This is a genomic window from Pseudomonas syringae group sp. J309-1 (genome assembly GCF_032582135.1).
GTDB classification, from domain to species: domain Bacteria; phylum Pseudomonadota; class Gammaproteobacteria; order Pseudomonadales; family Pseudomonadaceae; genus Aquipseudomonas; species Aquipseudomonas quasicaspiana.
In genome coordinates, this window is record NZ_JAWHNU010000021.1 from 18,887 (window position 1) to 44,140 (window position 25,254).

At 56.6% G+C, this 25,254-nt stretch carries 19 protein-coding genes; all 19 read right to left on the minus strand.

The window, feature by feature from the left end:
- Nucleotides 1-113: 113 nt before the first annotated feature.
- The gene (gene fleQ / locus RX972_RS13600) at nucleotides 114-1,592 is read right to left on the minus strand and encodes a transcriptional regulator FleQ (RefSeq protein ID WP_027901005.1); all 1,479 of its coding nucleotides are present in this window, start codon (nucleotides 1,590-1,592) and stop codon (nucleotides 114-116) included.
- A gap of 162 nt (nucleotides 1,593-1,754) precedes the next feature.
- The gene (gene fliT / locus RX972_RS13605) at nucleotides 1,755-2,054 is read right to left on the minus strand and encodes a flagellar protein FliT (RefSeq protein WP_027901006.1); all 300 of its coding nucleotides are present in this window, start codon (nucleotides 2,052-2,054) and stop codon (nucleotides 1,755-1,757) included.
- Nucleotides 2,055-2,088: 34 nt separating this feature from the next.
- Nucleotides 2,089-2,472 (minus strand): flagellar export chaperone FliS, encoded by a 384-nt coding sequence (gene fliS / locus RX972_RS13610; RefSeq protein ID WP_027901007.1) that lies wholly within the window; start codon nucleotides 2,470-2,472, stop codon nucleotides 2,089-2,091.
- A 130-nt stretch (nucleotides 2,473-2,602) separates the two neighbouring features.
- Nucleotides 2,603-4,021, minus strand: coding sequence for a flagellar filament capping protein FliD (fliD, locus tag RX972_RS13615; protein WP_316876019.1), 1,419 nt, complete (start codon nucleotides 4,019-4,021; stop codon nucleotides 2,603-2,605).
- 78 nt (nucleotides 4,022-4,099) lie between these two features.
- Nucleotides 4,100-4,489: a flagellar protein FlaG gene (locus RX972_RS13620; protein WP_316876084.1), complete on the minus strand. Its 390-nt coding sequence runs from the start codon at nucleotides 4,487-4,489 to the stop codon at nucleotides 4,100-4,102.
- Between the two features lie 74 nt (nucleotides 4,490-4,563).
- Nucleotides 4,564-5,415 carry a flagellin domain-containing protein gene (locus RX972_RS13625; RefSeq protein WP_095094529.1) on the minus strand — a complete coding sequence of 284 codons (852 nt, stop codon included), beginning with the start codon at nucleotides 5,413-5,415 and terminating at the stop codon, nucleotides 4,564-4,566.
- Nucleotides 5,416-5,660: 245 nt separating this feature from the next.
- Complete coding sequence (locus tag RX972_RS13630; RefSeq protein ID WP_122397713.1) at nucleotides 5,661-5,918, minus strand: hypothetical protein; 258 nt, start codon at nucleotides 5,916-5,918, stop codon at nucleotides 5,661-5,663.
- The gene (locus RX972_RS13635) at nucleotides 5,915-7,207 is read right to left on the minus strand and encodes a motility associated factor glycosyltransferase family protein (protein WP_316876021.1); all 1,293 of its coding nucleotides are present in this window, start codon (nucleotides 7,205-7,207) and stop codon (nucleotides 5,915-5,917) included. Before RX972_RS13635 ends, RX972_RS13630 begins: the two co-directional genes overlap by 4 nt.
- A gap of 81 nt (nucleotides 7,208-7,288) precedes the next feature.
- Nucleotides 7,289-8,215 carry a ketoacyl-ACP synthase III gene (locus RX972_RS13640; RefSeq protein WP_027901013.1) on the minus strand — a complete coding sequence of 309 codons (927 nt, stop codon included), beginning with the start codon at nucleotides 8,213-8,215 and terminating at the stop codon, nucleotides 7,289-7,291.
- A gap of 1,137 nt (nucleotides 8,216-9,352) precedes the next feature.
- A complete protein-coding gene (locus tag RX972_RS13645; protein ID WP_316876024.1) occupies nucleotides 9,353-12,286 on the minus strand; it encodes a TIGR00180 family glycosyltransferase in 2,934 nt (977 codons plus the stop codon).
- 54 nt (nucleotides 12,287-12,340) lie between these two features.
- Nucleotides 12,341-13,075, minus strand: a complete 735-nt coding sequence (locus tag RX972_RS13650; protein ID WP_099267366.1) for a cephalosporin hydroxylase family protein — start codon at nucleotides 13,073-13,075, stop codon at nucleotides 12,341-12,343.
- 109 nt (nucleotides 13,076-13,184) lie between these two features.
- Nucleotides 13,185-14,048 (minus strand): NAD(P)-dependent oxidoreductase, encoded by an 864-nt coding sequence (locus tag RX972_RS13655; RefSeq protein WP_316876086.1) that lies wholly within the window; start codon nucleotides 14,046-14,048, stop codon nucleotides 13,185-13,187.
- Nucleotides 14,049-14,053: 5 nt separating this feature from the next.
- Complete coding sequence (locus RX972_RS13660) at nucleotides 14,054-15,280, minus strand: class I SAM-dependent methyltransferase (RefSeq protein WP_316876028.1); 1,227 nt, start codon at nucleotides 15,278-15,280, stop codon at nucleotides 14,054-14,056.
- The gene (locus RX972_RS13665; RefSeq protein WP_316876030.1) at nucleotides 15,277-15,837 is read right to left on the minus strand and encodes a dTDP-4-dehydrorhamnose 3,5-epimerase; all 561 of its coding nucleotides are present in this window, start codon (nucleotides 15,835-15,837) and stop codon (nucleotides 15,277-15,279) included. Before RX972_RS13665 ends, RX972_RS13660 begins: the two co-directional genes overlap by 4 nt.
- Nucleotides 15,834-16,916: a CDP-glucose 4,6-dehydratase gene (gene rfbG, locus RX972_RS13670; RefSeq protein ID WP_316876032.1), complete on the minus strand. Its 1,083-nt coding sequence runs from the start codon at nucleotides 16,914-16,916 to the stop codon at nucleotides 15,834-15,836. Before rfbG ends, RX972_RS13665 begins: the two co-directional genes overlap by 4 nt.
- Nucleotides 16,898-17,671: a glucose-1-phosphate cytidylyltransferase gene (gene rfbF, locus RX972_RS13675; RefSeq protein WP_027898288.1), complete on the minus strand. Its 774-nt coding sequence runs from the start codon at nucleotides 17,669-17,671 to the stop codon at nucleotides 16,898-16,900. Before rfbF ends, rfbG begins: the two co-directional genes overlap by 19 nt.
- A gap of 204 nt (nucleotides 17,672-17,875) precedes the next feature.
- Nucleotides 17,876-21,469, minus strand: coding sequence for a glycosyltransferase (locus RX972_RS13680; RefSeq protein ID WP_316876035.1), 3,594 nt, complete (start codon nucleotides 21,467-21,469; stop codon nucleotides 17,876-17,878).
- Nucleotides 21,470-21,573: 104 nt separating this feature from the next.
- On the minus strand, nucleotides 21,574-23,190 hold the full coding sequence (locus RX972_RS13685) for a flagellar hook-associated protein 3 (RefSeq protein ID WP_255878554.1): 1,617 nt from the start codon (nucleotides 23,188-23,190) through the stop codon (nucleotides 21,574-21,576).
- A 13-nt stretch (nucleotides 23,191-23,203) separates the two neighbouring features.
- Nucleotides 23,204-25,249, minus strand: coding sequence for a flagellar hook-associated protein FlgK (gene flgK / locus RX972_RS13690; protein WP_316876040.1), 2,046 nt, complete (start codon nucleotides 25,247-25,249; stop codon nucleotides 23,204-23,206).
- Nucleotides 25,250-25,254: the final 5 nt, after the last annotated feature.

Consider the following 25,254-nt stretch of genomic DNA (forward strand, 5'->3'; position numbering starts at 1 on the left):
GCGTGGCGAACCGTCAGTAAAAACGGTATGTTCCAGGAGACTTAGCAATCCTCGTGCCGAAAAAAAAGCCCCTGATAATTCAGGGGCTTGGCTTTATTTCAATGCAGCAAGCGTCAATCATCTGCCTGTTCATCACCGTCACGTCGCGTCATGCCGTACTTGCGCATCTTCTCGACGAGCGTTGTACGACGAATCCGCAGACGCTCGGCGGCTCGAGCCACAATACCGTTGGCATCGTCCAGCGCCTGCTGAATCAGCCCCTGCTCAAGACCACCCAGGTAATCCTTCAGATCCAGACCTTCCGGAGGCAGAACCGCGCTGTTGGCGAAGTTTGGCGTATGACCATTGATCGCAACGCGCTCTTCGAGATCGCTGCGGATACCTTCAACCATCTGCTCGTCTTCATCATCGACGTAGCGGAATTTCTTCGGCAACTCCGCGACGCCAATCACGCCGTACGGATGCATGATCGCCATGCGCTCAACCAGATTGGCGAGCTCTCGCACATTGCCCGGCCAGGCATGGCGACACAGCGACATGATGGCTGCCGAGTTGAAACGAATAGAGCCACGCTTCTCGTGCTCCATGCGCGAGATCAGTTCGTTCATCAACAGCGGAATATCTTCAACCCGCTCACGTAACGGCGCCATTTCGATCGGGAACACGTTCAGACGGTAGTAAAGGTCCTCACGGAAACTGCCGATCTCGATCATGGTTTCGAGGTTTTTGTGCGTCGCGGCAATAATGCGAACGTCGACACTTTGCGTCTTGTTGCTGCCCACCCGCTCAAACGTGCGCTCCTGAAGAACCCGCAACAGTTTGACCTGCATGGGCAGCGGCATGTCGCCGATTTCGTCAAGGAACAACGTACCGCCGTTGGCCAACTCGAAACGACCGGCACGGCTGGTAATGGCGCCAGTGAAAGCGCCCTTCTCGTGGCCGAACAGTTCGCTTTCCAGCAACTCGGCAGGGATCGCCCCGCAGTTGACCGGCACAAATGGCGCTTCACGACGCTTGGAATGGTAATGCAGGTTGCGGGCGACCACTTCCTTGCCCGTACCGGATTCGCCAAGGATCAGTACGGTCGCGTCAGTGTCGGCGACCTGCTGCATCATCTGGCGTACGTGCTGAATGGCGCGACTGGTGCCCACCAGACTACGGAACAGGTTGGGTTCGCGATGACGACCGCGCTCACGCGCCTGATCGTACATCTCCCGGTAAACCTGGGCCCGGTGCAGCGAATCGAGCAACTTGCTGTAGCTCGGCGGCATCTCGAGACTCGAGAGCACGCGGCGACGCAAATCTTCGGGAAGTTCAGCAGGAGAAGAATTTTCTCCCAAAAGCAAAACGGGAAGGAACTCATCCCATGCTGCGACTGTCTTAAGCAGTCCTTGAAGACTGCCCGGGGCATTGACACTGCCGACAAGCACGCAAAGCACTTCGCGAGTGGACGTCAGAGAGCCGACAACCTGCTGCCAGTCCTGGCTTGAGCAGGACAGATTTTCTTCGCCAAGAAAATTCAGAATAACCGCCAAATCACGGCGGCGCTGGCTGTCGTCATCGATCAGGAGAATCTTGATTTCACGCCACATGCAATAGCAACTTCCCTAGTCAACTCAATGCCCATACATGGGGCAGCTTGGTATCCCGGCCACTGCTTATACCGAGAACCAGAAAATAGTAAACATCGCTAGTTAAGTCAAAATACCGTAAACAGTCAAATTTATGGCGTAAAGCTTTTTTTGACCAACCGGTCACGAATCAAATAGATGGTAAACCTTTGCTGCATTTTTGGCTTGGTTGATTTGCGTCATTTCATCGACGATAGCCTGACGCTCACCGGTAGCAGTGTCGATGAGTTGCCGATAGACCGTCAATAACTCTTCAAGATTGCTGCGCAACTCAGGACCATCAGGCGCATCTTCGCGGATAACGTCTTCGACACAGGCACGACAGGCCAGGTCCAGCTTGACGATCGTTTCCCAGTCACGCTCGGCCAACGCGCCAACCAGCGCTTCGCGAGTTTCTTCGATACGCTTGAGTGCAGCACTCATGTCAATATCCTCAGTACAATCTTGTTATTTGATCTTAGTGGCCCGCGATTGCGTCCCAGCCTTCTTTGACCGTGCCCAGCAAACCGCCAACTTCGTCGAGAATTTTCGGGTCGCTTTTTATATTAGCTTCAGCCAGGCGTTTCATCATATAGACGTACAGGTTATCAACGCGAGTCAGCGTGTCGGCAGAATTTTCCATATCCAGGCCTTCACGCAAACCGCCGACGATCTCGATGGCCTTGCCGATCAACACACCTTTGGAGGCGATATCCTTGCGCCCGATAGCGCCCTTGGCCTGAGCAATACGATCCAGCCCGGCCTCCATCAGCATTTGCACCAGACGGTGAGGGGTAGCCTCCGAAGCCTGTGCATGGGAGTTCACTTTCTGATACTGCCGAAGGGCTAACATCGGGTTCATGATGTACCTCGTCAAAGATTTAAAACTTCGTATGAACAGCTTATCGACGTATCGGCGACAAACTTTAGGCCAGAAGCCAAAAACCCGGCATGCGTATGGACGCAGCCGGGCCTTTGTGAACCAACCAGCCTCAGGAAGCAGAGGTACGGGCGTTCAGTGCATCGAAGAACGATGTGATACTGGACAACGTTGATTTCATTTGCCCAACAGCCAGGTCCATGGCGTTGTATTTGGCAGTCAACGTCGCGGTCAGGGTCTCAACCCGTAGATCCAGCGCGGCCTTCTGAGCGAGCAGGTCAGCCTTGGTCTTGTTCAACTGAGTGGTACGGACGTCCATGACGCCGCCCGTCGAAGTGTACGGATCCAGCGCCTTGCTCATCCGCTTCAACAAGCCGTCGCTGCCATCCTCCTTGGTACCCGCGAACAGCTGCTGCACATCGCCGCCAAGCCCCTTGGCCATGGCCGCAGTGTACTTGCCAGTATCAAACGCCAGCTTGCCGCCCACTTGATCGGTTTGAATACCCAACTGCGAAAGGGTCGACAGCTTGCCACCCGAAGACGTGTCGTTCAGCACCGAACGCATGGTAGCCAACAAATCACGTGCAAGTGAATCGCCGCCCAAAGCCGCAACGCCTGTCAAATCACCATTGGAGTCAGTCGTAGCTTTGGTCAGCGTGTTGATGGTACTGACCACGGTGTTATAGGCATCAACGAAGGCCTGTAAAGAGGTCTTCAAACCGTCGGAGTTGGCACCCACAGTTACTACTGTCGGCGTCTTGGTTTCAGCAACCGCCGTGAAGCTCAAGCCCGAGACAGCGGTGTCGTAAGTGTTGGTGGAGCTTTTGATCGACAGACCACCAACCTTGATCTCGCCATCAATTGGCGCGTCGCCGATTCGACCAGCACTGGTCGCATCGGAAGCATCCAGCGCACCCGAACCGATGGTCAGGCCGCTAACGCTGCTACTCGTAGTGATATCCGAACCGGCACCGGTTTTTGTCGAACCGAACACCAGGCGCGAGCCTGTAGCGTCAGTGATGATGTTGGCACTGACCCCACTGGTGGAGGTTTTGGAGTTAATCAGGTCTCGAACCGATTGCAGTGTCGAGCCTTCTGGAATGTTGAACTGCGTATCAACGCTATTTTGAGTGATGGTCAGGGAACCACTCGGAATAGCACTGGCAGCCGCCGTGTCAAAGGATGCCGAAGCCACGCTTGAACTGGTGGCCAGTTTCACGACCTCGACTGCGTAAGTACCCGCAACCGCAGTGTTTTTAGCAGTTACAGTCAATACGGTAGGCGCCGACGACGTTGCAGAAAAGCCGTTGAAAGCGGGCGTGTCTGTCTTGCCGAGATTAGTCAGCGCAGTCTGGAAGGCATCAAGCGCAGAGTTCAGCGTGCTGATCCCTGACAACTTGGTGGTGTTCAGCGTGGTCTGCTTGGCTATCTGGTTTGTTTTGGCGGACTTGTCCGAGTCAACCAAAGATTTAACAAGGTCGCCGATTGCCAGACCCGAGCCCAAGCCAGAGGATGTAATTGTACCTGCCATGAATTTCTCCTTCAGATTTCAGCGGTCTTTTGCCTTTGCAACAAAACAAAAGAACCCATCACATCGCTCACACCAGTATCAAACCCTGGCGTCGAACAATAAGCTGTGTGCGTTATGCAGGCTGTCGGCGATTTTCAGTGCCTCCGCTGACGGCAACTGTCGCACGACTTCCCCGGTGTCGCCCGCAATCACTTTTACAACGATTTCGCCCGACGACTCGTCGATCGAAAACTCGAGATTGCGCTTTACCGATTGCACAAACTTTTCAATTTCCTGCACTGCCGACTCAAGCCTCTGAGACCTTTCAGCTTCCGAAACCTTGAGTGCCTCTTTACTTTCGGAGGACTCCGAAACTACGGCAGGTGTCAGCACAACCGCAGCCTGAGGGACCTCAGCCGGTTTTTCAGCAACAACAGGCGTCGGTTTAACGGCCTGGTAAGACAAGCTCAATTTAACGCTCATGTCCATATCCATCACCTCCTCAAAGTAAAAAAGCGGAGGAGTACGAACCGCATACTCCCCCGCCAAGTCTTACACCGATATTACTGAAGCAGTTTCAGTACAGCGGATGGCAGCTGGTTGGCCTGAGCCAGAACAGCTTGCGAAGCTTGCTGCAGAGTTTGTTGCTTGGTCAGGTTAGCAGTCTCTTCTGCGAAGTCGGTATCCTGAACGCGACCCAGTGCAGCGGTGGCGTTTTCGTTTACGTTCTGCAGGTTGGAGATGGTGCTGGTCAGACGGTTTTGCGAAGCACCGAGGTTCGAACGGGTTTCGTTGATTTTCGACAGTGCATCGTCGATCGAGCTGATCGCTTTGTCGATATTGGTCGCAGCGGTAGCCGAGTCAGCGCCGGTCAGAGCCAGAGTGCCACTGTCTACAGACAGAGCGACTGCGCCGAAGCCAGTGCTCAGAACCAGGTCGATGTGGTTAGCGTCGCCAGTGTTGGAACCAACTTGCAGAGTCATGGTGCCAGCAGTACCGTCGAGCAGGTTTTTGCCGTTCAGGTTGGTGCTGGTAGCGATACGAGTCAATTCGTCAGACAACTGAGCGAATTCAGCGTTGGTCGCTTTCTGCTCGGAAGTACCGTTGGTACCGTTACGTGCCTGGATAGACAGTTCACGCATACGCTGCAGAAGGTTGGTGGATTCTTGCAGAGCGCCTTCAGCGGTCTGAGCCATCGAGATGCCGTCGTTGGCGTTCTTGATTGCTACGGTCTGGCCGCGAACCTGGCTGGTGATACGGGTTGCGATCTGCAGGCCGGCTGCGTCGTCTTTGGCGCTGTTGATTTTCAGGCCAGAAGACAAGCGAGTCATGGAAGTGGACAGAGCGTCGGAGGCGCGACCCAGGTTCTTCTGAACAGCAAGGGAAGCAACGTTAGTGTTTACGCTTAAAGCCATGATGAAATCCTCATTGGTTGGGTGCTGCGGCTTCCGGCCCTGGCGACAGCCGGGTTGGCACAGAGAACCTTCGTAATAGTTATCGTCGTCTACCCTGTTTGCTTTAGGTGTATTTGAAAAAAAATTCCAGTGCTTGAGAGATTTTTTTCAAAAACAACGACTTAACGAAAAAACACATTAACCAAGAGGTCTTGCAACTTTCGACAAAACCAGAACGCCGTCAAAAAACCGCCTTGATCTGGCCTTTAGCCTCTAAGCAAATCTGCCAGTTCGTACTGCATATAGTCGGCCAGTCCAAGCCAATCCTGAGCCTGTTGACACGCCAGCATGATCGTCAGCAACTGCACCCATTGCTGCTGCACGTCGGGTGAGCGCTTATCGAGATGGCCGCCAGCACTTTCGAAGACATCAATCATATCCAGCCCCGCCTCGACGCTACGCCCCAAACGAAACAGACCGGCGCATGCGGTGCAGTGCGCGATACATTGCTCGACCGTCGTCATTGCACGAACTCCTTATTAAAAGCTGTGCCGGCGATCATCGCCCCTGCCCGGCTGCTATTAAGGAACTGCACGTGAGGGTGCAGGTAGATATAGCGCTCCAGCTCGCCGAGATAGCGGCGGAAATTCAGTTGCGTCCTGACTCGCTGGCCATAACCGTCAAGCACCCATTGCCGGGCATGATCGATAGAAGGACCAAGCGTTCCGTCGGCCCACCCGGCATGGGTCTTGTTCATCGGATAAGCGAAATCGGTACCGAACAGTGTCACCCGCGACGCCCCCATCTGCACGGCCAGATCCACCGCAGGATGAATCACGCTGCCGCCGCCGAACAACTCGCCACGGCTAACGTGCTTGCGCAACTCATCATGTATCGAGCCTGGCGAATAACTGGCGTATCGCGGCCCTTCCCAGGCCTGGATCACCAGAGGGTCGCTCAAGGGCTTATAGACCAGCACGATTTCTGCCGAGTCAGCCGGTGGCAGGTGTGCAGTCGTGATCTTCTGATCAATGCTCACCACAAAGTCCGGCCTTATGCCGTGGGCAAGCAGCGGTTTGTAGGCGGTGTCGACACAGATAAACAGTGGACGTTGCTCGCCCGCACGAATGCTCAGCAGCCTTTCAAAGTGCTGCTCAAGACTCGGCCCGGTGCCTATCACATACATTTCCCGGCTCACGTGCTGGCCGAACAGCTCGGTCACGTCCCGGTCGGAGCTGACCAGCTCAAGGTTCGCCAGCAAACGCTCAACGATGTGCGGCGCTTGCGGATCGAACTCACGATTATTGAAATGCAGATGGACTTCACTGACCAGTCGGTCCCGAATCCGCGCATTGACCTCATCCGCCAGCTCCAGCTCGGCAGGCAAGGCGAAGAACGGCAACTGAATCTCGCGGTTATCAGCGGCATAACCCAGCTCGACCCGAGGATCGCTGAGCCAGGACGTCTGATCAGCAAGCCTGAGCACCAGCGAGAACAAAGCCCCGTTGAGGATATGCACCTGCAAGCGCCGCAAGTCGGGACGCTCCAGCAATACCTGCTGCAGGTCGCCAAGCCCGGTGCCATATAAATGCAGCAGTGATGCGCCAGCCGGAAGGCTGGCGGCCTGCAACCGCGCCTCGGCGTTTCGGTCGTGGCGACTGGTCAGCTGTATACCCGAGACACTCAGGGTCGCTTCAAGTCCATTAACCAGTTCGACCTGAAGCGCCTCGTAATCTTCATCCAGCAACCTGGCAAACACCTGCGGCCAGCGATCCTGAAGCACCGCGGCATTTAACTGGAAGCTGTCATCCATAAGACCTCACCCAAACTCCGGACAAAAAAATAGCGCTCAAGAGTAACCGTCCTGAGCGCTATTTTTTACTGCAATATTCGATCAGGGCCGATAAATGATCGCCGAGCCCCAGGACAAGCCAACGCCAAAACCGCTGAGCGCAACGCGTTTCCAGCTGGCATCCAGCACATGCTTCTCAAGCAGCAATGGGATGCTGGAAGAAATGGTATTACCCGTTTCCAGCATGTCTTTGATGAATTTTTCCGGCTCGCCTTCAAAGCGTCGCGCCACGGCATCGACAATCGCCGCACTGCCCTGGTGAATGCAGAACGCGTCAATATCGCTTTGATCCAGATCCGACTCCTGCAACAACTCATGCAGGTGTGCAGGTACCTTGAGCAGTGCGAAGTTGAAAACCTGGCGGCCATTCATGAAGAAGACGCCATTGCTGACTTTCAAGTGAGCAGCGCCGGAGCCGTCGGTACCGAACTTGGCCTTGCCCAGTTGCCAAGGCGCGTCCTCGCCCATCCAGGTTGCAGTGGCGGCATCGCCAAACAGCATCGTGGTGTTGCGATCTTCCGGATCGACGATCTTCGAATAAGGATCGGCAGTGACCAGCAGACCGTTTTTCAGGCCTGCTGCTTCCATGAAACCTTTAAGTGCATAAATGCCGTAAACATAACCGGAGCAGCCAAGGGAGATGTCGAACGCGGCCACATTCGTTGGCAGGCCCAGTTTGTCCTGAACGATAGCGGCAGTGTGTGGCAAGCCTTCCTCGTCACCGTTCTGCGTGACAACAATCAGCGCATCGATGGACTCGCGTTTGAGGTCCGGATTATTGGCGAACAGGGCGTTGACTGCCTCGACGCACAGATCGGAGGTTTCCTGTGCATCATCCTTGCGCGGTAGAAAAGCGGAGCCGATCTTGCCAAGGATGAATTCGTCATCCTTGCCGAATTTCGCACCCTGGGCGTAGTTGTCGACGCCAGCCAGAGGTACGTAACTCGCTATGCTTTTTATGCCAATCATCATGGCTTCCCAATATAAATAGCTGAATATCACCGTTTGCCCGATGACTCGGCATCGAAAACAAATGGCTTTTGACCCATGAAAAAAGAGCAGCGAAGGAGTTTGACCGGTCCCGGATTACCGTGAAATCAGCCTGACGCCATCATCGCCCGCGAGCACGATACAGTGAAGATGCGCGTTATGACTCATAGGTCACTAAGTTTTATACCCTTTTAGCGCATGGCATGACACTGTTGAGGGCTGTCATCGTGCAGGGATTCACTAAAAAACTTCAAGATGTCATGGAGATATGAGTGGGGTTTCTTCATATCTGTCGTGTAGCTACTCTTGTGTACATATCCGTTACCGTGTTCATGGCTGATATTGGTTGCGCTTTTACAGCGCCTCACTTTTGAAAGGAGCCCAAAAGTAAGCAAAAGGCTCTTGCCCCACCACTTGGCACCTCGCTGTCGCTCGGTGTACCCGCCCGCAGATCCTGAACCGTGGGGCGCCGCAACGGGCCATCCATGGCCCAATGCGGCTAACCCGGCGTCCTTGCCGGGTTGCCCACGGTTCAGGATCGGCGGGCGGCCATCGTGGTTAACGGGGCGCCTCAGATCAAAATCAAAAGCGCGGCGGCCTGACAGCCGACCTGTTGTGTGGATTGCCGGGCATCTGTAGGAGCTGCCGAAGGCTGCGAGGCGGTGTGTCAGACAAGACCTTTGTTGGCTTTGCTGACATCTCGCGAACAAGTTCGCTCCTGCCGCTCCGCGGTGAAACCGCTGCTTTTGATCTGCTTTTGATTTTAGGCGCCCCGTTAAACCACGCCGGCCGGAATTCGATATTGCTGTGTGGGGCAAACCGGCAGGGATGCCGGTTTAGCCGCCTCAGGCCATGGATGGCCGGTGGCGGCGGCCCCACGCAGCAATGTCGGATTACGGGTATGCCGAGCGACAGCGAGGCACCCAGTGGTGGGGCAAGAGCGTTTTGCTTACTTTTGTCTGGGCCGGCTTCCGGATGTTCAAAAGTGAGGCGCTGTAAAAGCGCAACCAATAGAAGCCATGACTACGGTAACGGATATGTACACCGAAGTGCGAGCAAACCAAGAAACATAAACGCCCCCGCAAACATCGCAAGGGCGTCAGGACTCACGCAGAACTAGACGAACAACTGCGACCAGTTCACACCGCTCGGCTCACCCAGCTTGAAACCCTTCCCCGTCAACGACAGGTTCTTGTTGTAAGCCTGATCATGCTCGAATTGCCCAGCCCACTTACCCTTCAAAGTCGCAAGAGCCTGCGGCGCGTCCGGCAGAACACCCGAATGACAGATATGCGCCTGCGGCGTCCATACCGTCATGAAACCGAGCTGACCAATGTTCAGACAAAGATCGACATCACTGAAGGCCTGCGCGAAATCACCTTCGTCAAAACCACCCACCTCATCAAACAGTTCCTTGCGCACCATCAGACACGCAGCCGAAACGGCCGAGTAGTTTTGCGTCACCTGCAGACGACGCATATAACCCGACTCCTCCGAATCCAGACCAATAAATGGCGAGCCCACACCGCCATTCAAGCCCAGGATCAAACCAGCCTGAGTGATCTTGCCCTCGGCATCCGTCAGCCTTGCACCCACCACCCCGACTTCGGGACGCTGGGCCTGGTTGAGCAGATTGCCTATCCAGTTCGGACCGACCACCTCACTGTCGGCCGCCAGCCACAACAGGTATTCACCCCGGGCCTGAGCGGCAATGACATTGCACGACGCGGAGGGACTTAGCCCCGCCTCGACCTCAAGCACCCGCACCCGGCCGCCAGGCTGCTCCAGCTGACCCAGCCATTCCAGCATTTGCGGTGCCATGCCCTGATGACTGGCCAGCAGCACTTCAAAACGCAGGTAGCGGGTGCGTTGCAGGATGCTGATCAGGCAGCGCTGGAGAGGCTCAAGCTCGACCTCGCCGTGCAGAATGACGCTCACCAGTGGACGCTCGGTATGGCGATAGTCGATGTGATGGATACCATTGGCCTCGCACGTGACCTGCGCCTTATAGCCACGCGCACTCAAATGGCGGGTCAATGCCAGTCGCTCTTGAGTATTTTCAGTAGTCGACGGCGTATCACAAATCATCAACGGCTCATCGAGATGAGCCAGCCAGCCCAGACCGCCTTGCTGGATAATTCTCAACAGCAGGTCGAATTCCAGCGCGTCGGTGAATTCAGCAGAGTAACCACCGGCCTCGATCAGCACATCACGACGGACCAGCCAGTGGCGAGCCATCAATGACGGAATGCTTTGCAGCAGATCCAGGTTGAAGCCTGGTCGGAAAATATCCCGCAACGCCCCGTTTGCCTGACGATGAATTTCGTCGGCGCAGACGGCGCGGCACTCCGGAGCGGCCAGCAACTCAAGGCCGGCCAGCAAAAGGCCGGCCGCTGTGAACTGGTCACCGGCTTCGGCCAGCATCAGCCAGTCCGTGGATAGCTGGCGAGCAATCTGGTTGAGTTTCTCGACATAGTTGGTCTGGGTGACTTTGACGAAGTGCAGCGTGCTGCCGAACGTCGTCGCACTTGGCGGTTCATCGGTCGTGAACACCACCACCTTGAAGCCCTTGTAGAGACCTTCGACCAGGCTGTCGAGTGTGGTCTGCAACTTATGGATGTCGTTGTCGAGATTGAGTACCAACAGACCAAATTGCGGCGGCGTGCCTTTAGTCCCGAGATAGCGGCCTATTGTGCCCTGCTCCTCAGTACTTGCGGTGCGTAATGCCAACCAGTTCAGCAATCGACCTGATTGCATGCCGGCGAGCATCTGCTGGCTGTCATATTCATGAAGCGAATCAAGACGCTCGGCCCATGCGTGCATCTTGCGCGCATCATCATGCTCCTCGTTGAGTTCAAGCTGGTGAGCCAGTTCTTTGACCACCCGACGGTTGAAGGCATTGAGTTGCATCGCATCCCACAGGCGGGAGACTCGCGTCTCGGCCGTGTCGGTGGCACGAACGGCCAACAGCTCTTCCTGCTGAGCCCATGCACCTTCAAGCATCGTAAGCTGAATGCGCGCGGCAGGCATCGCATGCAGGAAAAACTCGATTTCGGTCAACTGGTCAAAAAATGCCTGGTTGTAAAAAGGCATTTCCACATACTGCATGGGACCAAAACGGCGTTCCGGCCCAACCTCGGGGACGTTCCAGGTCGATTCGAAAATTGGTTCGTTAGTCAGCGAGCGGCGAGCAATCAAACATTCACCCATCGCGTTAAAGCCATCTACCACCACCTGACGGCGCTGCTCCACGCTGAGATCCTTCATACCCACTGGCAGCGATGCGCAGAAATCAATAAACGCTTCACGTTCCCTGACCGATTGCTCATCGGTGAATAGCAGGGAGTGGGAGACTTCTGTGTTGTGCTCGGAGGTACCGATATTGACCTCCCGAACGACATACGGGGCATGCAGTACTCGAGCCTTGGCCGAGGCGACAAGAAAATACGTGTGGCCAATTTCCTGCCACTGCATCGAGGTATTTTCCGGCAGTGTGGCGTACCACTCCTGCAGTAGCGAAGTGCGGGTAACGGCATAGAAAGGCGGCACAAACTGCCCCATGAACTCGACCACACGTTCCTGGGCCAGATCAGAGCCGTAATCTTCCTGGATCTTCTTGTCGCGACGGAGGTATTTGACCTGCTTGCCAAGGGACGCGTACATCAGGCAATAGCCGTGGCACATGCCGTAATCAGGGTTGTCGTGCAGGAAATCCACTGAAGCCTGCAACGTGTCGTGCAGGATGAAATCGTCATCCGAGACAAATACCATGTAAGGCGTGGAAACCAGCGGAACCCCATACACCAGCTTGGTCTGCAAGCCCCAATAACCAAACTGCGGCAGGTACTGATAGTCGATGTCGGCAACCGTTTGCGTCGGCAGGTCCGTTGCTTTCTCGGCAGATGAGTCCAGGACCAGAATCCTGCAAGGCAGCGTCTGATAGTAGCGCAACGCCCGACGCAGAAAAGCCGGACGATTGTGACTGATGATCACCAGCGTAAGCTGTTCACTCAAAGGCGGGCGATGGCTGGTAAGGTGCTGGCCTTGCATAAATAGTCCCCGTGCAACAGGCGATAAAGGATTCAATGACTTTGCGTTCAATGACTAGCGGACCCGACGCAGATAACCGTCCATCGCCACAGTGATCAGCAATTTGTTGTGAATCGACTCATCGATCACAAAATCGGCGTTTTCCTTGAGGTAGGCCCATACGGCGGTCTTCGGGTTATCGCCTTTGCCCCATGGGCGATCCGGGAACGCGTCCTCGGGCATGTCTTCCACCACCGTATCCATCACCACGCAATAGCTGTCCACGGAAACCAGCGGGGAATAAAGACGCAACTCTTCAAGCACGTGCTCGTGAGTGTGATTGGAGTCCAGCACCACGATGACTTTCTTGCCCGCCGCGATAGCACGCACTTGCTCGGCAGTCGCCGGATCAATGCTGGAGGCCTCGATCATCTGGATACGCTTGCTCATCGGGTGGCTTTCAATGGCCTCGCGGTTGTGCGGGCGAATATCACGGTCGATACCCAGCACTTCGCCATGCCCCTGCAGCTCAAGCAGGGAAGCGTAATAGATGATAGAACCGCCATGAGCGATGCCGCATTCGATGACCAGATCCGGCTTGATGCGCCAGATCAGTTCCTGCATCGCCATCATGTCTTGAGGCAACTGAATGATCGGGCGCCCCATCCAGGAAAAGTGATAGGTGTATTTGTGCCGGGCCGACTCGTTGTAGAACTCTTGGGCAAGGGCCTTGAGCTTCTGGTCCTGGCCCTGGTCGTTGACTTGCTCGTCGCATTCACGCTGGAATACTTGCAGTGCTGTATCCGTCATTTTTCTGTTCTCGATAAAGATAAGTTGAACCAATAGCCAAAGGCCTTGCGAGAAAAATCTTGCCAATGTGCCGACGCGAACCGGCGCGCATGGTGGCGCTCAACAGCAGTTATTCAGCGCCCTGCCGCCCTTCACTCAAGAGTCCCAGCAGCCGCTTGTTGTCACCCCAGAACGCCATGGGTTCATGGGGGGAATAACCGTAATGCCCCAGATTCAAATGCAACGAGCCCCCTCTCACCCGCAACCGCTGCTCGACCAGCGCCCGAACCGAGATCGGCTGACCGCTGGCGCAATTGACGACGCCCGAGAAATCCCGGCAGTGCAGCACGCCGACAAGATTGTCGGCAGCCACTTCAATCGCGAGATAGTCCCGCAACTGGTCACCCGCCGACATGTTGAAGGAGCTGTCACCGGCATCGATCGACCGGTCAAGGCTGGCCAGCAGACTGTTGCTGTTTTGCCCCTCACCATGCAGATAGAACAGGCGAACCCATTGCAGCGTGAAAGCCTGCTGCCGCTGCAAACTTTCCAGAAACAGACGCAAGGTGTTTTTAGCAAGGCCGTAGGGATTGGTCGGCTGAGCCACGGCGTTTTCATCCAGGGCACCACTTTGCATGCCGTACTCGAAGCAGGTGCCCGTCACCATCACCTGACCGACACCGGCCTCAACGACAGCTTTGATAAAGCGGTAGTCCGCGAACAGGTTCTGCTCGAAATGAAACAAACCCTGGTAGTTAGGCAGGCCTGGCCAGGCCAGATGCACGAGGGCATCGATACCCTTGGTAAGCGCCGCCACATTGAGATCATCAGCGTGAATATCCGCGCTGACGAACTCGACGTCTTTTATCCACGGCATGCTTTGTGCGACCTGAGCATTGCGGGCAACGGCGCGGACACGGCAGCCTTTGTTCAGCAAAGCGCTGACAACATGGCGGCCGACAAACCCGGTCGCCCCCGTGACCAGTACATGCAAGCCCGTCACAGGACTTTCAACTCTGGAATAGCCACGACAAAACGCCCTCCCCAACTGTTCACACCCGCGAACTGCCCGGTGATCTCATCGATCAGATTCCAGGGCAGCACTAATACGTAATCAGGCTTTTCCAGCGCGATACGCTCAGGCTCGACCACCGGAATGCGACTGCCCGGCAGGAACTTGCCTTGCTTGTGTGGGCTGGCGTCAGCGACCCACGCCAACAGATCGGGCTTGATGCCCGCGTAGTTGAGCAGGGTGTTGCCCTTGGCCGCCGCGCCGTAGCCGACCACGCGCTTGCCATCGGCCTTGGCCTGCAGCAGGAAGCGCAGCAACTCATGCTTGATACGCTCGGCAGCCGGAGCGAGGCTGGTATAGAACTGCGCGGTTTGCACCCCAGTGTTCAACTCGGCCTCAAGTACACGCTGCACAGCGGGCATCTGATCATGCTGTCCACCGTCGGCGCGTTGCACGAAGACCCGAAGTGAGCCGCCATGAGTGGGCAGTTCACTGACGTCGAACACGCTCAGGCCATTACGCTCGCACAGGGTCTGCACCGCAGTGAGCGAGAGGTAGGAATAGTGCTCGTGATACAGCGTATCGAATTGCGCACCTGCCATTAACGTCAGCAGATGAGGAAACTCGAAAGTTGCCACGCCGCCGAGTTTGAGCAAGGTGGCGAAACCGCTCAGGAAATCATTGATGTCCGGTACATGGGCCAACACGTTGTTGGCGGCCATCAAGTCAGCAGCCCAGCCCTGCTCCAACAACTGCGAAGCGCTCTCACGGCCAAAAAACAGCTCGCGAATCTCCAGGCCTTTGGCCCGCGCTGCCTGCGCTGTGCTGTGGGTCGGCTCGACCCCCAGACAGGCAATCCCGCGTCGGGCTACATACTGCAACAGGTAACCATCGTTGGCCGCGACTTCCACGACCCGGCTCTGCTCATTCAAGCCAAAACGCTCGACCATGGTCGCCACGTAGTGCTCGGCATGCTCCAGCCAGGTACTGGAAAAAGAACTGAAGTAAGCGTAATCGGCATCAAACAGGCTGTCGGCCCGCGTGTAGTCCTCGGTCTGCACCAGCCAGCAGGACTGGCAGACCTGAACTTTCAGCGGCACCCACTGCTCGGCGCTGTCCAGTTGCTCTGCCCGCAGGTAGGCGTTGGAAGGCGGCGATGTCCCCAGATCAATCAGCGGCAGGCTCAAAGCTGCACCGCACCCACGGCAATTCATAAACGCACTCCGGCGAATTGGGCATCCAGCAAGGGATGCGAAAGATCTCTTTCCGACAGATTCTTGACGGGGAGCGGCCAGGTAATACTCAGGCGTGGGTCGTGCACGCTGAGCCCACCTTCGTGACCTGGCGTGTAATCGGCGCTGTGCAAATAAAGCAATTCGGCGTCGTCGGTCATGGCCTGAAAGCCATGGGCGAAACCGGCCGGCAGCAGCAGGCTGCGACCGTCACCCGCTCGCAGGTATTCGGCATGCCAGTGCAGGAAGGTCGCCGAATCGGGACGCAGATCCACCGCAACATCCCAGACTTCACCCCGCAGACAGCTGATCAACTTGGCTTCCGGCAGGCTGGCATTCTGAAAATGCAGGCCGCGCACAGTCCCGCGCTCACGCGTACAGGAATGATTGATCTGACGGATATGAAACGGCTGGCCAAACTGGCTGAGGCCGCCTTCGCAAAACAGTCTGGAGAAATGCCCGCGCTCATCGGCATGGTATTTATGTTGAACGCTGAACAACCCTTCCAGCGGCAACGCATGCAACATGAACTCGCTCAATGCGACCCCCGATACAGATTCAATTGAGTGAGGGTCACCTCACGCATGTTTTTGCCAGCCTTCCAAGCCAGGTGCCAGTCCAGCGTCTGCTCCAGACATTGCTGCAACGACCAGCGAGGTTTCCAGCCCAGGATCTGCCGGGCACGGCTGCTGTCCAGGCGCAAGAGACCGGCTTCATGCAAATCACTGGGCTCTATACGCAAGCCGGGGGCTTGAGGCCAGCGACGGGCAAGCAGTTCGACCACTTCGCCCACGCTGCACATGTCTGCTTCACCAGGACCAAAGTTCCAGGCACCGGCAAACTCCGGGCCTTGCTGATACAACCCGGCCGCCAGTAAAAGATAGCCAGCCAAAGGCTCCAGCGCGTGCTGCCAGGGGCGAACCGCCTGCGGGTAACGCAGGGTTACCGGCTCACTGGCAGACCAGGCCTTGAGTACATCGGGAATCAGGCGCTCCGGTGCAAAATCGCCACCGCCCAGCACGTTACCTGCACGGGCAGTGGCCAGCGCCAGGCCGTGCTCGGCGTAACGTTCTGCCGGAAAAAACGAAGCCGCGTAAGACTGGGCCAGCAACTCGCAACAGGCCTTGCTGCTGCTATAAGGATCATGCCCGCCCAGCGGCTCGTTCTCGCGGTACGGCCAGAGCCATTCCTGATTGGCGTAGACCTTGTCGGTGGTGACCAGCACGCAAGCGCGGACGCCGCCAACCTGGCGAATGGCTTCGAGCACGTTGAGCGTGCCCATGACGTTGCTTGAGTAGGTTCCCAGAGGATCGCGATACGCTTCACGCACCAGCGGTTGCGCAGCGAGATGCAGAACGATTTCCGGCTGGGTCTCGGCAATGATTTCCAGCAGAGCACCCAGATCACGTAGATCACCGCGCTGGTCATTGATGCCCTCGGCAACCCCGGCCAGCTCGAACAGGCTTGGATCGGTGCCAGGCTCAAGGGCAAAGCCCGTGACGTTGGCGCCCATGCTTTTCAGCCACAAAGCCAGCCAACTGCCTTTGAACCCCGTGTGACCGGTCAACAGAACGCGCTTGCCGCTCCAGAACTGCGAACTCAGCCCCACTGCTTCCATGGGGCCTCCCCGCTCTGCCACAGTTGCTCCAGGTGATTCTTGTCACGCAGGGTGTCCATGGGGTGCCAGAAACCGTCGTGCTGGAAAGCCTTCAATTCACCCCGCGCGGCGAGCCCAATAAGGGGTTCGGCTTCCCAGGTGGTATCGTCCCCGGGGATCAGCGGCAACACTTTGGGTGACAACACAAAGAAGCCACCGTTGATCCAGCCGCCATCACCACGAGGCTTTTCAGAGAAACCGAGCACCAGGTCGCCGTCGCGCTCCAGAGCGCCATAACGTCCTGGCGGCTGCACAGCAGTTACTGTCGCGAGCTTCTTGTGAGAGAGATGAAAGTCGACCAAGGCGCTGATATTGAGATCGGAAACACCGTCGCCGTAGGTGAAGCAAAAGGCTTCTTCGTTTTCCAGATAGCGGCCAGCACGGCGCAGGCGCCCACCAGTCATGGTCTCCTCACCGGTATCGATCAGGGTCACGCGCCAGGGCTCGCTGTAGTTCTGGTGGACGTCCATGCGGTTGTTGCACATGTCGAAGGTGACGTCAGAGGTATGCAGGAAATAGTTGGCGAAGAAATCCTTGATCGCGTAGCCCTTGTAGCCCAGGCAAATCACGAAGTCGTTGATGCCGTGAGCGGAGTACTGCTTCATGATGTGCCAGAGAATTGGCTTGCCGCCGATTTCGATCATCGGCTTGGGCTTGAGATGTGACTCTTCGCTGATCCTTGTCCCCAGCCCACCGGCCAGAATTACTGCCTTCATCTCATCCCCTCTTCCACTTCACAGTGCCCCGTCGAGCTTTCGGGGGACTTTGCAAACCATCTGGACAAACCGTCAACGCTACCGGGATAGCGCTCATCGGCTGGCGCAAATACACGTTTTATGACGATATAAGGGGAAATATGCAGGAAGCGCGCCAGCCTGGATTGCCCAGGCCAGAGTCAACAAAGGGTCATGCGAAGTGTGTCAGTCGGCAAGCCAGCCATTGACCCAATGCTCAAGGTTATCGCCACGGAGCACGAAGTCCCGGAGCACCATCTCACGCAACTGATCACCCATACGATAGCTGGCCTCAGGGTCAGCGAGATGCATACGAATAGCCTCCAGCCATTCCTGGGTGCTGTTGCTCTTGACCCGGGTGCAGGGCAGATAACCACGATAAGCCGCAGTGTCGGTACACACCACCGGGTAGCCACAGGCTCCGTACTCCAGCAGGCGCAGGTTGCTCTTGCAGTCGTTGAAGATGTGGAACTCCAGCGGTGCAAGGGCGAGATCAAGGTTCAGGCTGGCCAGTTTGGCCGGGTAGGCACTCAGGCTGATGACGCCATGAAACTCATGGATATAAGGACGCAACTCGTCCGGACACATGCCAAAGAACACCCACTCCACTTCGTCAGCCAACTCGCGAACAACCTCGGCAATGATCTCCAGGTCGCCGCTATGACTGGTACCGCCGCCCCAACCCACCCGAGGCTTTCTGGAAGTCCTGCGCTGGCTGCGCAGATTGTTCCACATGTACGCCTCCAGCATGTTAGGCACCACCCGAATATCGGTGTGCATGCTCGATAGCGCGTCGGCCAACGACTCGGTGGTGACCACCACGCGATCACAAAGACCTATGGCGCGACGAACCATACGCTCCATTTCGTCCTGCTCCGGCTTGTTGCGGGCATGCAGGTTTTTCTTCGTGGACTCTATGACATAGTCATCGAGCTCATAGATGCGCCGCGCCCTGGAGAAGGTTTTCATCGGCACGATTTCGTTGATCGGGCCTTCACTGTAGCGACACTGCAGGATGATCACGTCCGGATCCAGCCGCTCGAATTCAATAGTCGACGGCGTGGAATAGTAAACCTGCCCAGTCGCCCTACCCGCTGCCTGAAGCTCGGCAAGAGGCTGAACCACCCGGTAATGCCCAACGGCGCTTGCATTGATAGGCAAGGCCGCGACTACCGGCAGCGTCTTGCGCACGAACGGACGCCAACCGGTAGTCAAGCCAGGGTCGAGACCAAAACTGCCGCCACCCAAGGTATTAAGCGACAGGTTTACGTTATAAGCCGGGTCCCGGGCAATGATAGGCAACCAACGCTTGTAGTAAGTCGTCGTCTCTACCGCTTTGCGCTGTTCCAGCCCGGCATCGACAGTTGCTGGTCGGTTGCCCAACGCCAGTTGAGCGTAAGGCGTCCAGACCACCAGATAACCTTTCTGGCGAATTCGCAAACAGAGGTCCACGTCGCCAAGGGTGCTGGTAAAGCTCAGCTCATCCAGCCCGCCTACCTCATCAAATACCTGCTTGCGCACCAGCAGACAGTCAGCCCCGACCGCACTGAGATCATGGGCAACCTGCAAACGATGCATGTAACCCGCCGCATGACCGGCGCCCCCATTAAATGCTGAATTTGCCGGACCATGGAGCCCAAGGATCAACCCGGCGTGCACGACACCGCCGGAGGGATTGAACAGCTTCGCCCCTACGATCGCCACTTCAGGACGCTGTCCGTGATTGAGCAACTCATCGAGCCAGTCAGATTCGGTCACCACCGAAAAACAGTTGAGCATCAACAGGTAATCGCCCCGGGCATGCTCGGCAGCAAAATTGTACAGAGCAGCAGTATTGCCCTGCTCCGGGTAACTCAACACCCGCAACTTGCCGCCGCCCAATTGCGCCATGGCCTCCAGCCAGGCCAGGGTGCCTGGTTGCTCGCTGCCGTTGTCCACCAGCAACAGCTCGTATTCGGTGTAGGCCGTTTTTTCCAGCAGGCTCTCTGCGCAGCGCTGCAAAGCCGCTATCTGATCCTTGCAGGTGATGATGATAGAAACCAGCGGGCGTTGTGCGTGTCGGTAATCTATCCGGTTAAGCAGTGGCATGCTGCCCTGACGCAGATCATGCTCAACCCCCAGACGCTGAAGATGCGCGCGCAGCAAGGCCGGGTTCTGCTCGACCACTTCTGGCTGGGCCAGCCAGCCGGAAAGGCCCAGCGGCGCTTCCACCAGGATATCGCTGATGTGCTCCACCACATGGGTCCCATGGGTTTCTACCAGACGCCAGAGAACATCGTGAGGGGCCAGCTCGCCAAAAAACGCATCGAAACCACCGACGGCAAGAAACTGCTCGCGGTTAAAGGCCAGCGTTCGACCCACGTAAGGATAACTGCGCAGCAGATCCAGGTTGAAATCGGGCTTGAAGATCGGGTCTACAGACTCAGTGTCACGCAGCCCGCCTTCATCACTGTACAGACACAAGACATCGGCAAAAGCGACAATCCGCTCGGCCATCACCAGCAAGGCTGGCGCCATAACCCGGTCACCCGCCTGCAACAGATAAAACCAGTCAGCGCCCTGTAACTGCCCCAATACTTCATTGAGCTGTTGTTGCCAGTTGTCCTGGAGCGGCATGCGCAGCGTATTACCCTCCAGAAGTGTCTCGGTGCAGCTGCGGGATAGCACCAGTACCAGGTGCGGGGGATAATCTTGTGCTTCGAGGCTTTGCAGGGTCACCGCCAGCTCGCCGCCAATAACCTGATCATCAATGATCACCGGAACGATTTTGGGCAGCCAGGACCAGCTATCCAAAGTCTCCGGCAAAAGGTTGCGCTGAATCTCGGAGAGGGAGCGGCACGCCAGCCATTGCTCGTACAACTCGGAAAAGCTCTGCGCCTTGACACCAACCCGCCATGGAAGCGTGGTCTGCCGAGTCCCCATCGAACGGCTGATGCAAATCTCTTCCCAGACCCGTGGGGCCTCGTGGGCCCGGCTCAGTGGCAGGTAACGAACCCAGCCATGGGCCGGCGCTGACTCACCACTACGCCCTTTGAGCATCTGCTTCAACCACTCGCGCTCTACCCGCACGGCATCTTTCATAGACGGCTGTGCGCTCAAGCGATCGGGGTACAACCGCTCCACGCTGAGGATATCGTTGAGCAGCACGAGGTTGCCGCGACGTAACAGGCAAACATACAAAGCGAAATCCAGACTCGCGACAAAGCAATGATCCGGCTGGGTCAGGGCTGGCAGCAGCTCCTGAATATCGGCGTGACGGAACAAAGTACTGCTGAAACCACCCAGAAAGTTGACCGGGAACGACTCGATTATCGCCAGCAGATCATCGCCCTTGAGGATCGAACTCTGCGGACAGATCACGTCATTTTCCAGACGTTGCGGAAGCTGTATGTTGTCCGCATCCCAAAGCATTCGCTGTGCACAAACCAGGCTCGCATCGGCTTGCTCTATCAGTGCATTGGCCTGTGCCTCGATACAACTGGGAAAAACAAGATCATCATCACAAAAAAACTTGATGAACTCGCCCTGAGCCTCATTGAGGCAGACCTGCAGATTACCCGTCAGACCCAGATGTTCAACATTACGTACATAGCGCAGACTGACGCTCGCAGCATCGCTAAACGAATCAAAAATCGCCTTGATTTCGCCGCCACGACTGTCATCACAGACAATCACTTCAAGATTGGAATACGTCTGGTGCAGGGCACTGACCAGTGCAGCGTTGAAAAAGCGCGGGTTGTAGGCGGGGATGACGATACTGACGAGAGGAGCTGGATTCACTGGACGTACTCACGAGCGGCGGGCCTGCCTTACGGATCAAGCCCCTTAACCGCTGAAAAAAGACGGTTTGCTCGGCGATGCGCCGCATTTCTGCGGCGTTGCACTTACAACTGACTGAACAGGTTCAACTGCGCCAGCTTGGTAAATACCAACTGTGAAGCCGTCAACATGGTCTGCTGCATGGTCAAACGCCCGATGGCATCAACCGGATCGGAGTCGGTAATTTTGCCCTGCTCCAGCTTGTTGTTGCCTTTGAGCAGATCGTTGGTCACACCCTGATCATCGGCACTGGCCTGACGGGCACCACCAGCGGAAATGGCAGTGGAAACCCTCTCGGTACCGCTGGCGATGTTACCCAGAGCAGAATCCAGAGCAGCCTGCAATTTCTGACCAGCCACTGGATTGCCATCGGCTGGCGTGCTCAGCGCAGTGATCACCGACGACAGGGTATTGAGTACGTTCTGGGTCTTCTGAGTGCCGCCCTTGACCACAAACTGGTCATTGATATCTGGCGTGCCGTTGATTGTGAAGTTGATCCCGGAAGCACTGATGGTCGTGTTCGGTGGCGTCAGCGTCATCGTCCCGCTGGAAACCGGCGTGCTGCTGCTGGTGATCGGCGATGCATACAACGCATAGTCGGTAGCCGAGGTGAACTTGAGGACCGCGCCACCGGCAGGGAACGTATTGTTGTACGCCGCCATTTCCAAAGGAGTGCTGCCCACTGCCGCACCGGTGATCACTGCACCGGACGTATTACCGTTGCTGCGCGTGGTGCTGATTTTGTCTGTCGTGGCAGCCAGAGTGAAAGTACGCTCAGGAGGCCCGGCGATAGCTGCATCGGCAAGCGCCGGATCCGCCCGTTCGGCATCCGTAAGGTTCACATTGAGCGACAACTGTACGCCACGAAAATTGATCGTCTGGGACCCAGCATTTGCCGAAGAGAAATTCCCCCCGCTGCTCGCATCAATAGTGACATCAGTGTTGGTCGCAAGACTCGTGATCTTGTACTGCGTACTGCTCAGAAAGGTCAACTCGTAAGGCTGTCCTGCCAGGTACTCCGCCGAGTAGGCAGCGCTGGAGGCGACACTCCCCCCGGACAGGCTGATCTTGCCGTCATTGGTTGCCGGTGAGGTCAGAGTCGACGAGGTACGCGTGCTGTTGACTGCCGTTTCGAAAGCATCCCAGCCGGTGGTATTGCTGGCCACACTCAAGCCGTCGCCAATGGCGAGGTTGATGGAGGTCTGGTCGCCGTTGTAAGAGTACGTGCCGTCCGAATTCAGGGAGTACGGTGCTATCGAGGTCTTCGAGCCGGAAAACAGGTACTCGCCGTTCGCGTCCTGGCTGTTCATGAGCCCCAGAATCTGGGTCTGAACCGCTTTCAGTTCGTCAGCGGCGGATTTACGGTCGTTGTCTGTGTAAGTACCGTTACCTGCGGCAATAATCAGTTCCGACGCCCTTTGCAGCGAATTCTGAATACTCTTCAAGGCCGTCTCGGACTTGGTCACATTGGTGCCAATGGTACTGATGTTGGCACCGTACTGAGTCAGCATCGAGTTTTGCTGGGACAACTCCAGCACTCGCGCAGCACCCACCGGATCATCGGAAGCGGTGTTGAGCTTGATCCCGCTGGCGACCTCTTCGCCCGTCTGGTTCACCTTGGCATAGGTACGCTGGTAATTGGCGGTACTGGTTTCGTAAAACTGAGCAGTTGAAATACGCATGGATTACGCCCCCTTAAAGACTGTTGATCAGCGTGCTGAAAATGGACTGCGCCGCTTTGATGATCTGCGAAGACGCGGTGTAGTACTGTTGATACTTGATCAGGTTGGCGGCTTCCTCATCGAGGGAAACGCCGGATATCGCATCGCGTGAGTTTTTTGACTGGGTCAACAGTGCGGCAGTCGCTGTGGTATCGCTAAGCCCCTGAGCAGCCGCCGAACCGACGTTTGAAACCAGCGTTCCGTAAGCGCCAGACATGCTCTGCCCGACGGTACCGTTGACACCAACGGTCTGCTTGGTCTGCAGTTCCAGCAAACTGGTCGCATTGCGGTTGTCGGCAGAACCCGCGCCGGTCAGGCCAATGTTGTAGGCATCATTGTTGTTGGGCGCCCCCGCGATGGTCATCTCGACCGAAAAGGACTGAGCAGCGCTGGCAGAATCGGTGTAACCCACATTAAACGTCAGCGTGTTGCTTTGCCCTGGCACGATATTGCCGGTGATGGCGGTACCGGTCTTGTCCAGCACCGCATCGCCCTGAGCGTCCAGCAACTGATAGCTCTGAACACCCCCTGATGCCGTGCCGAACAGCAGTTTCATCGGCGTGGAGGTGGTGATTGCGTTACGCAGGTCCGCTGTTGCGGCCGTGTCGTAGATGTCCGATTTAGTCGTGAGTGTCGGCTGGGTAAACGTACCGGTACCGGAGTTGGCAGCGGCGGTCGCCGTCAGCGGTGCAGCAGCAGCAAGACTGCGCGGATCGGAAATCACGGTTGACAACTGTGCCGCCGCATTACGGGTCGGCGTCAATTTGAAGCTGTCACCGAACCCCATAGCGTTGCCATTGAGGCTGACCGAGAAGCCATCGAACTGCTTGGGCGGATTGTCATCCAGACTGCCGCTGCCGACAGAAGTACCGTCCGGCAAAGACCGAACAATAAATTTCTTGTTGTCACCGGCGTCGTTAAAAACAACCTCGTAATCACTGGTGGTCAACTTACTGGTATCGGTGATCGTGACATCAAGATTGCCTGAACCGGCAGTGTTGGTTGCACGACCGATGCTGCGCTGGCTGATCTGACTCGGATCATTGATGCTGCTGAACAGGTTGGAGCCAAAGTTACCGTTAGCGTCGATACCCTGATTCAACTGGCTGTTGACCTGATCGGAAAGCACCAGCGCAACCCGGCCGAGCTCGTTGGTCGCCGGGGTCAATACCTCGCTGCGGTAGCGCAGCAGACCACCGATGCTGCCGCCAGTGATCACCGACGTCACGTCAACATTCGCGGTGCCGTAAGTCAGCTTGAGGCCATATTGCAGCGGATCGGTAGCGCTCGGTGCAGCAGTCATTGTGTACGCAGTGCTGCCAGTGACCAGGGACTGCCCGGTACCGATGTAGACATCGAAGCTGCCGTTGGTCTCGACCACCTTGGCACCGACCAGCTCATTGAGCTGACGCACCGCCTCGTTACGCGAATCCATCATGGTGTTAGGTGTTGCGCCGGTCGCACTCGCCGACGTGATTTGCTTATTGAGCGAGGCGATAGTCGACGACAGCTTGTTGACCTGATCAGCCGTGGAAGACAACTGGCTGTTAACCGATGCGTTCTGCGAACTGAGCTGTGAGCTGATCGAGTTGAAACGACCGGTGAGCGCGCTGGCCTGGGTCAAAAACAGTTGCCGGGAGTTCGAGTCGGTAGCGAGCTTCGAAACACCCTGCAACTGGGTGAAAAACTGCGACAGTGACGTCGAAATACCCGTCGCGCTGTCCGATAACAACTTATCGGTCTGGGACGCTTGCCCTGAGTAAGCCACCGCATCGGCACTCAGCGCGGTACTGGTTTGCAATTGGGCGTCCATGTAGCTGTTGTAGATCCGACGAACGTCGGACAGCGTCGTCCCGGTGCCGATATAGCCAGCACCCAGATTCTGCTGCAACGAAGCAGTGGTCATGACCTGCTGACGCGAATAACCCGCGGTATCCACGTTAGCCGTGTTGTTACCGATGGTGTTCATCGCCGCACTACTCGCGGACAGACCCGACAACCCAATTGAAAGCAGCGACATGATTA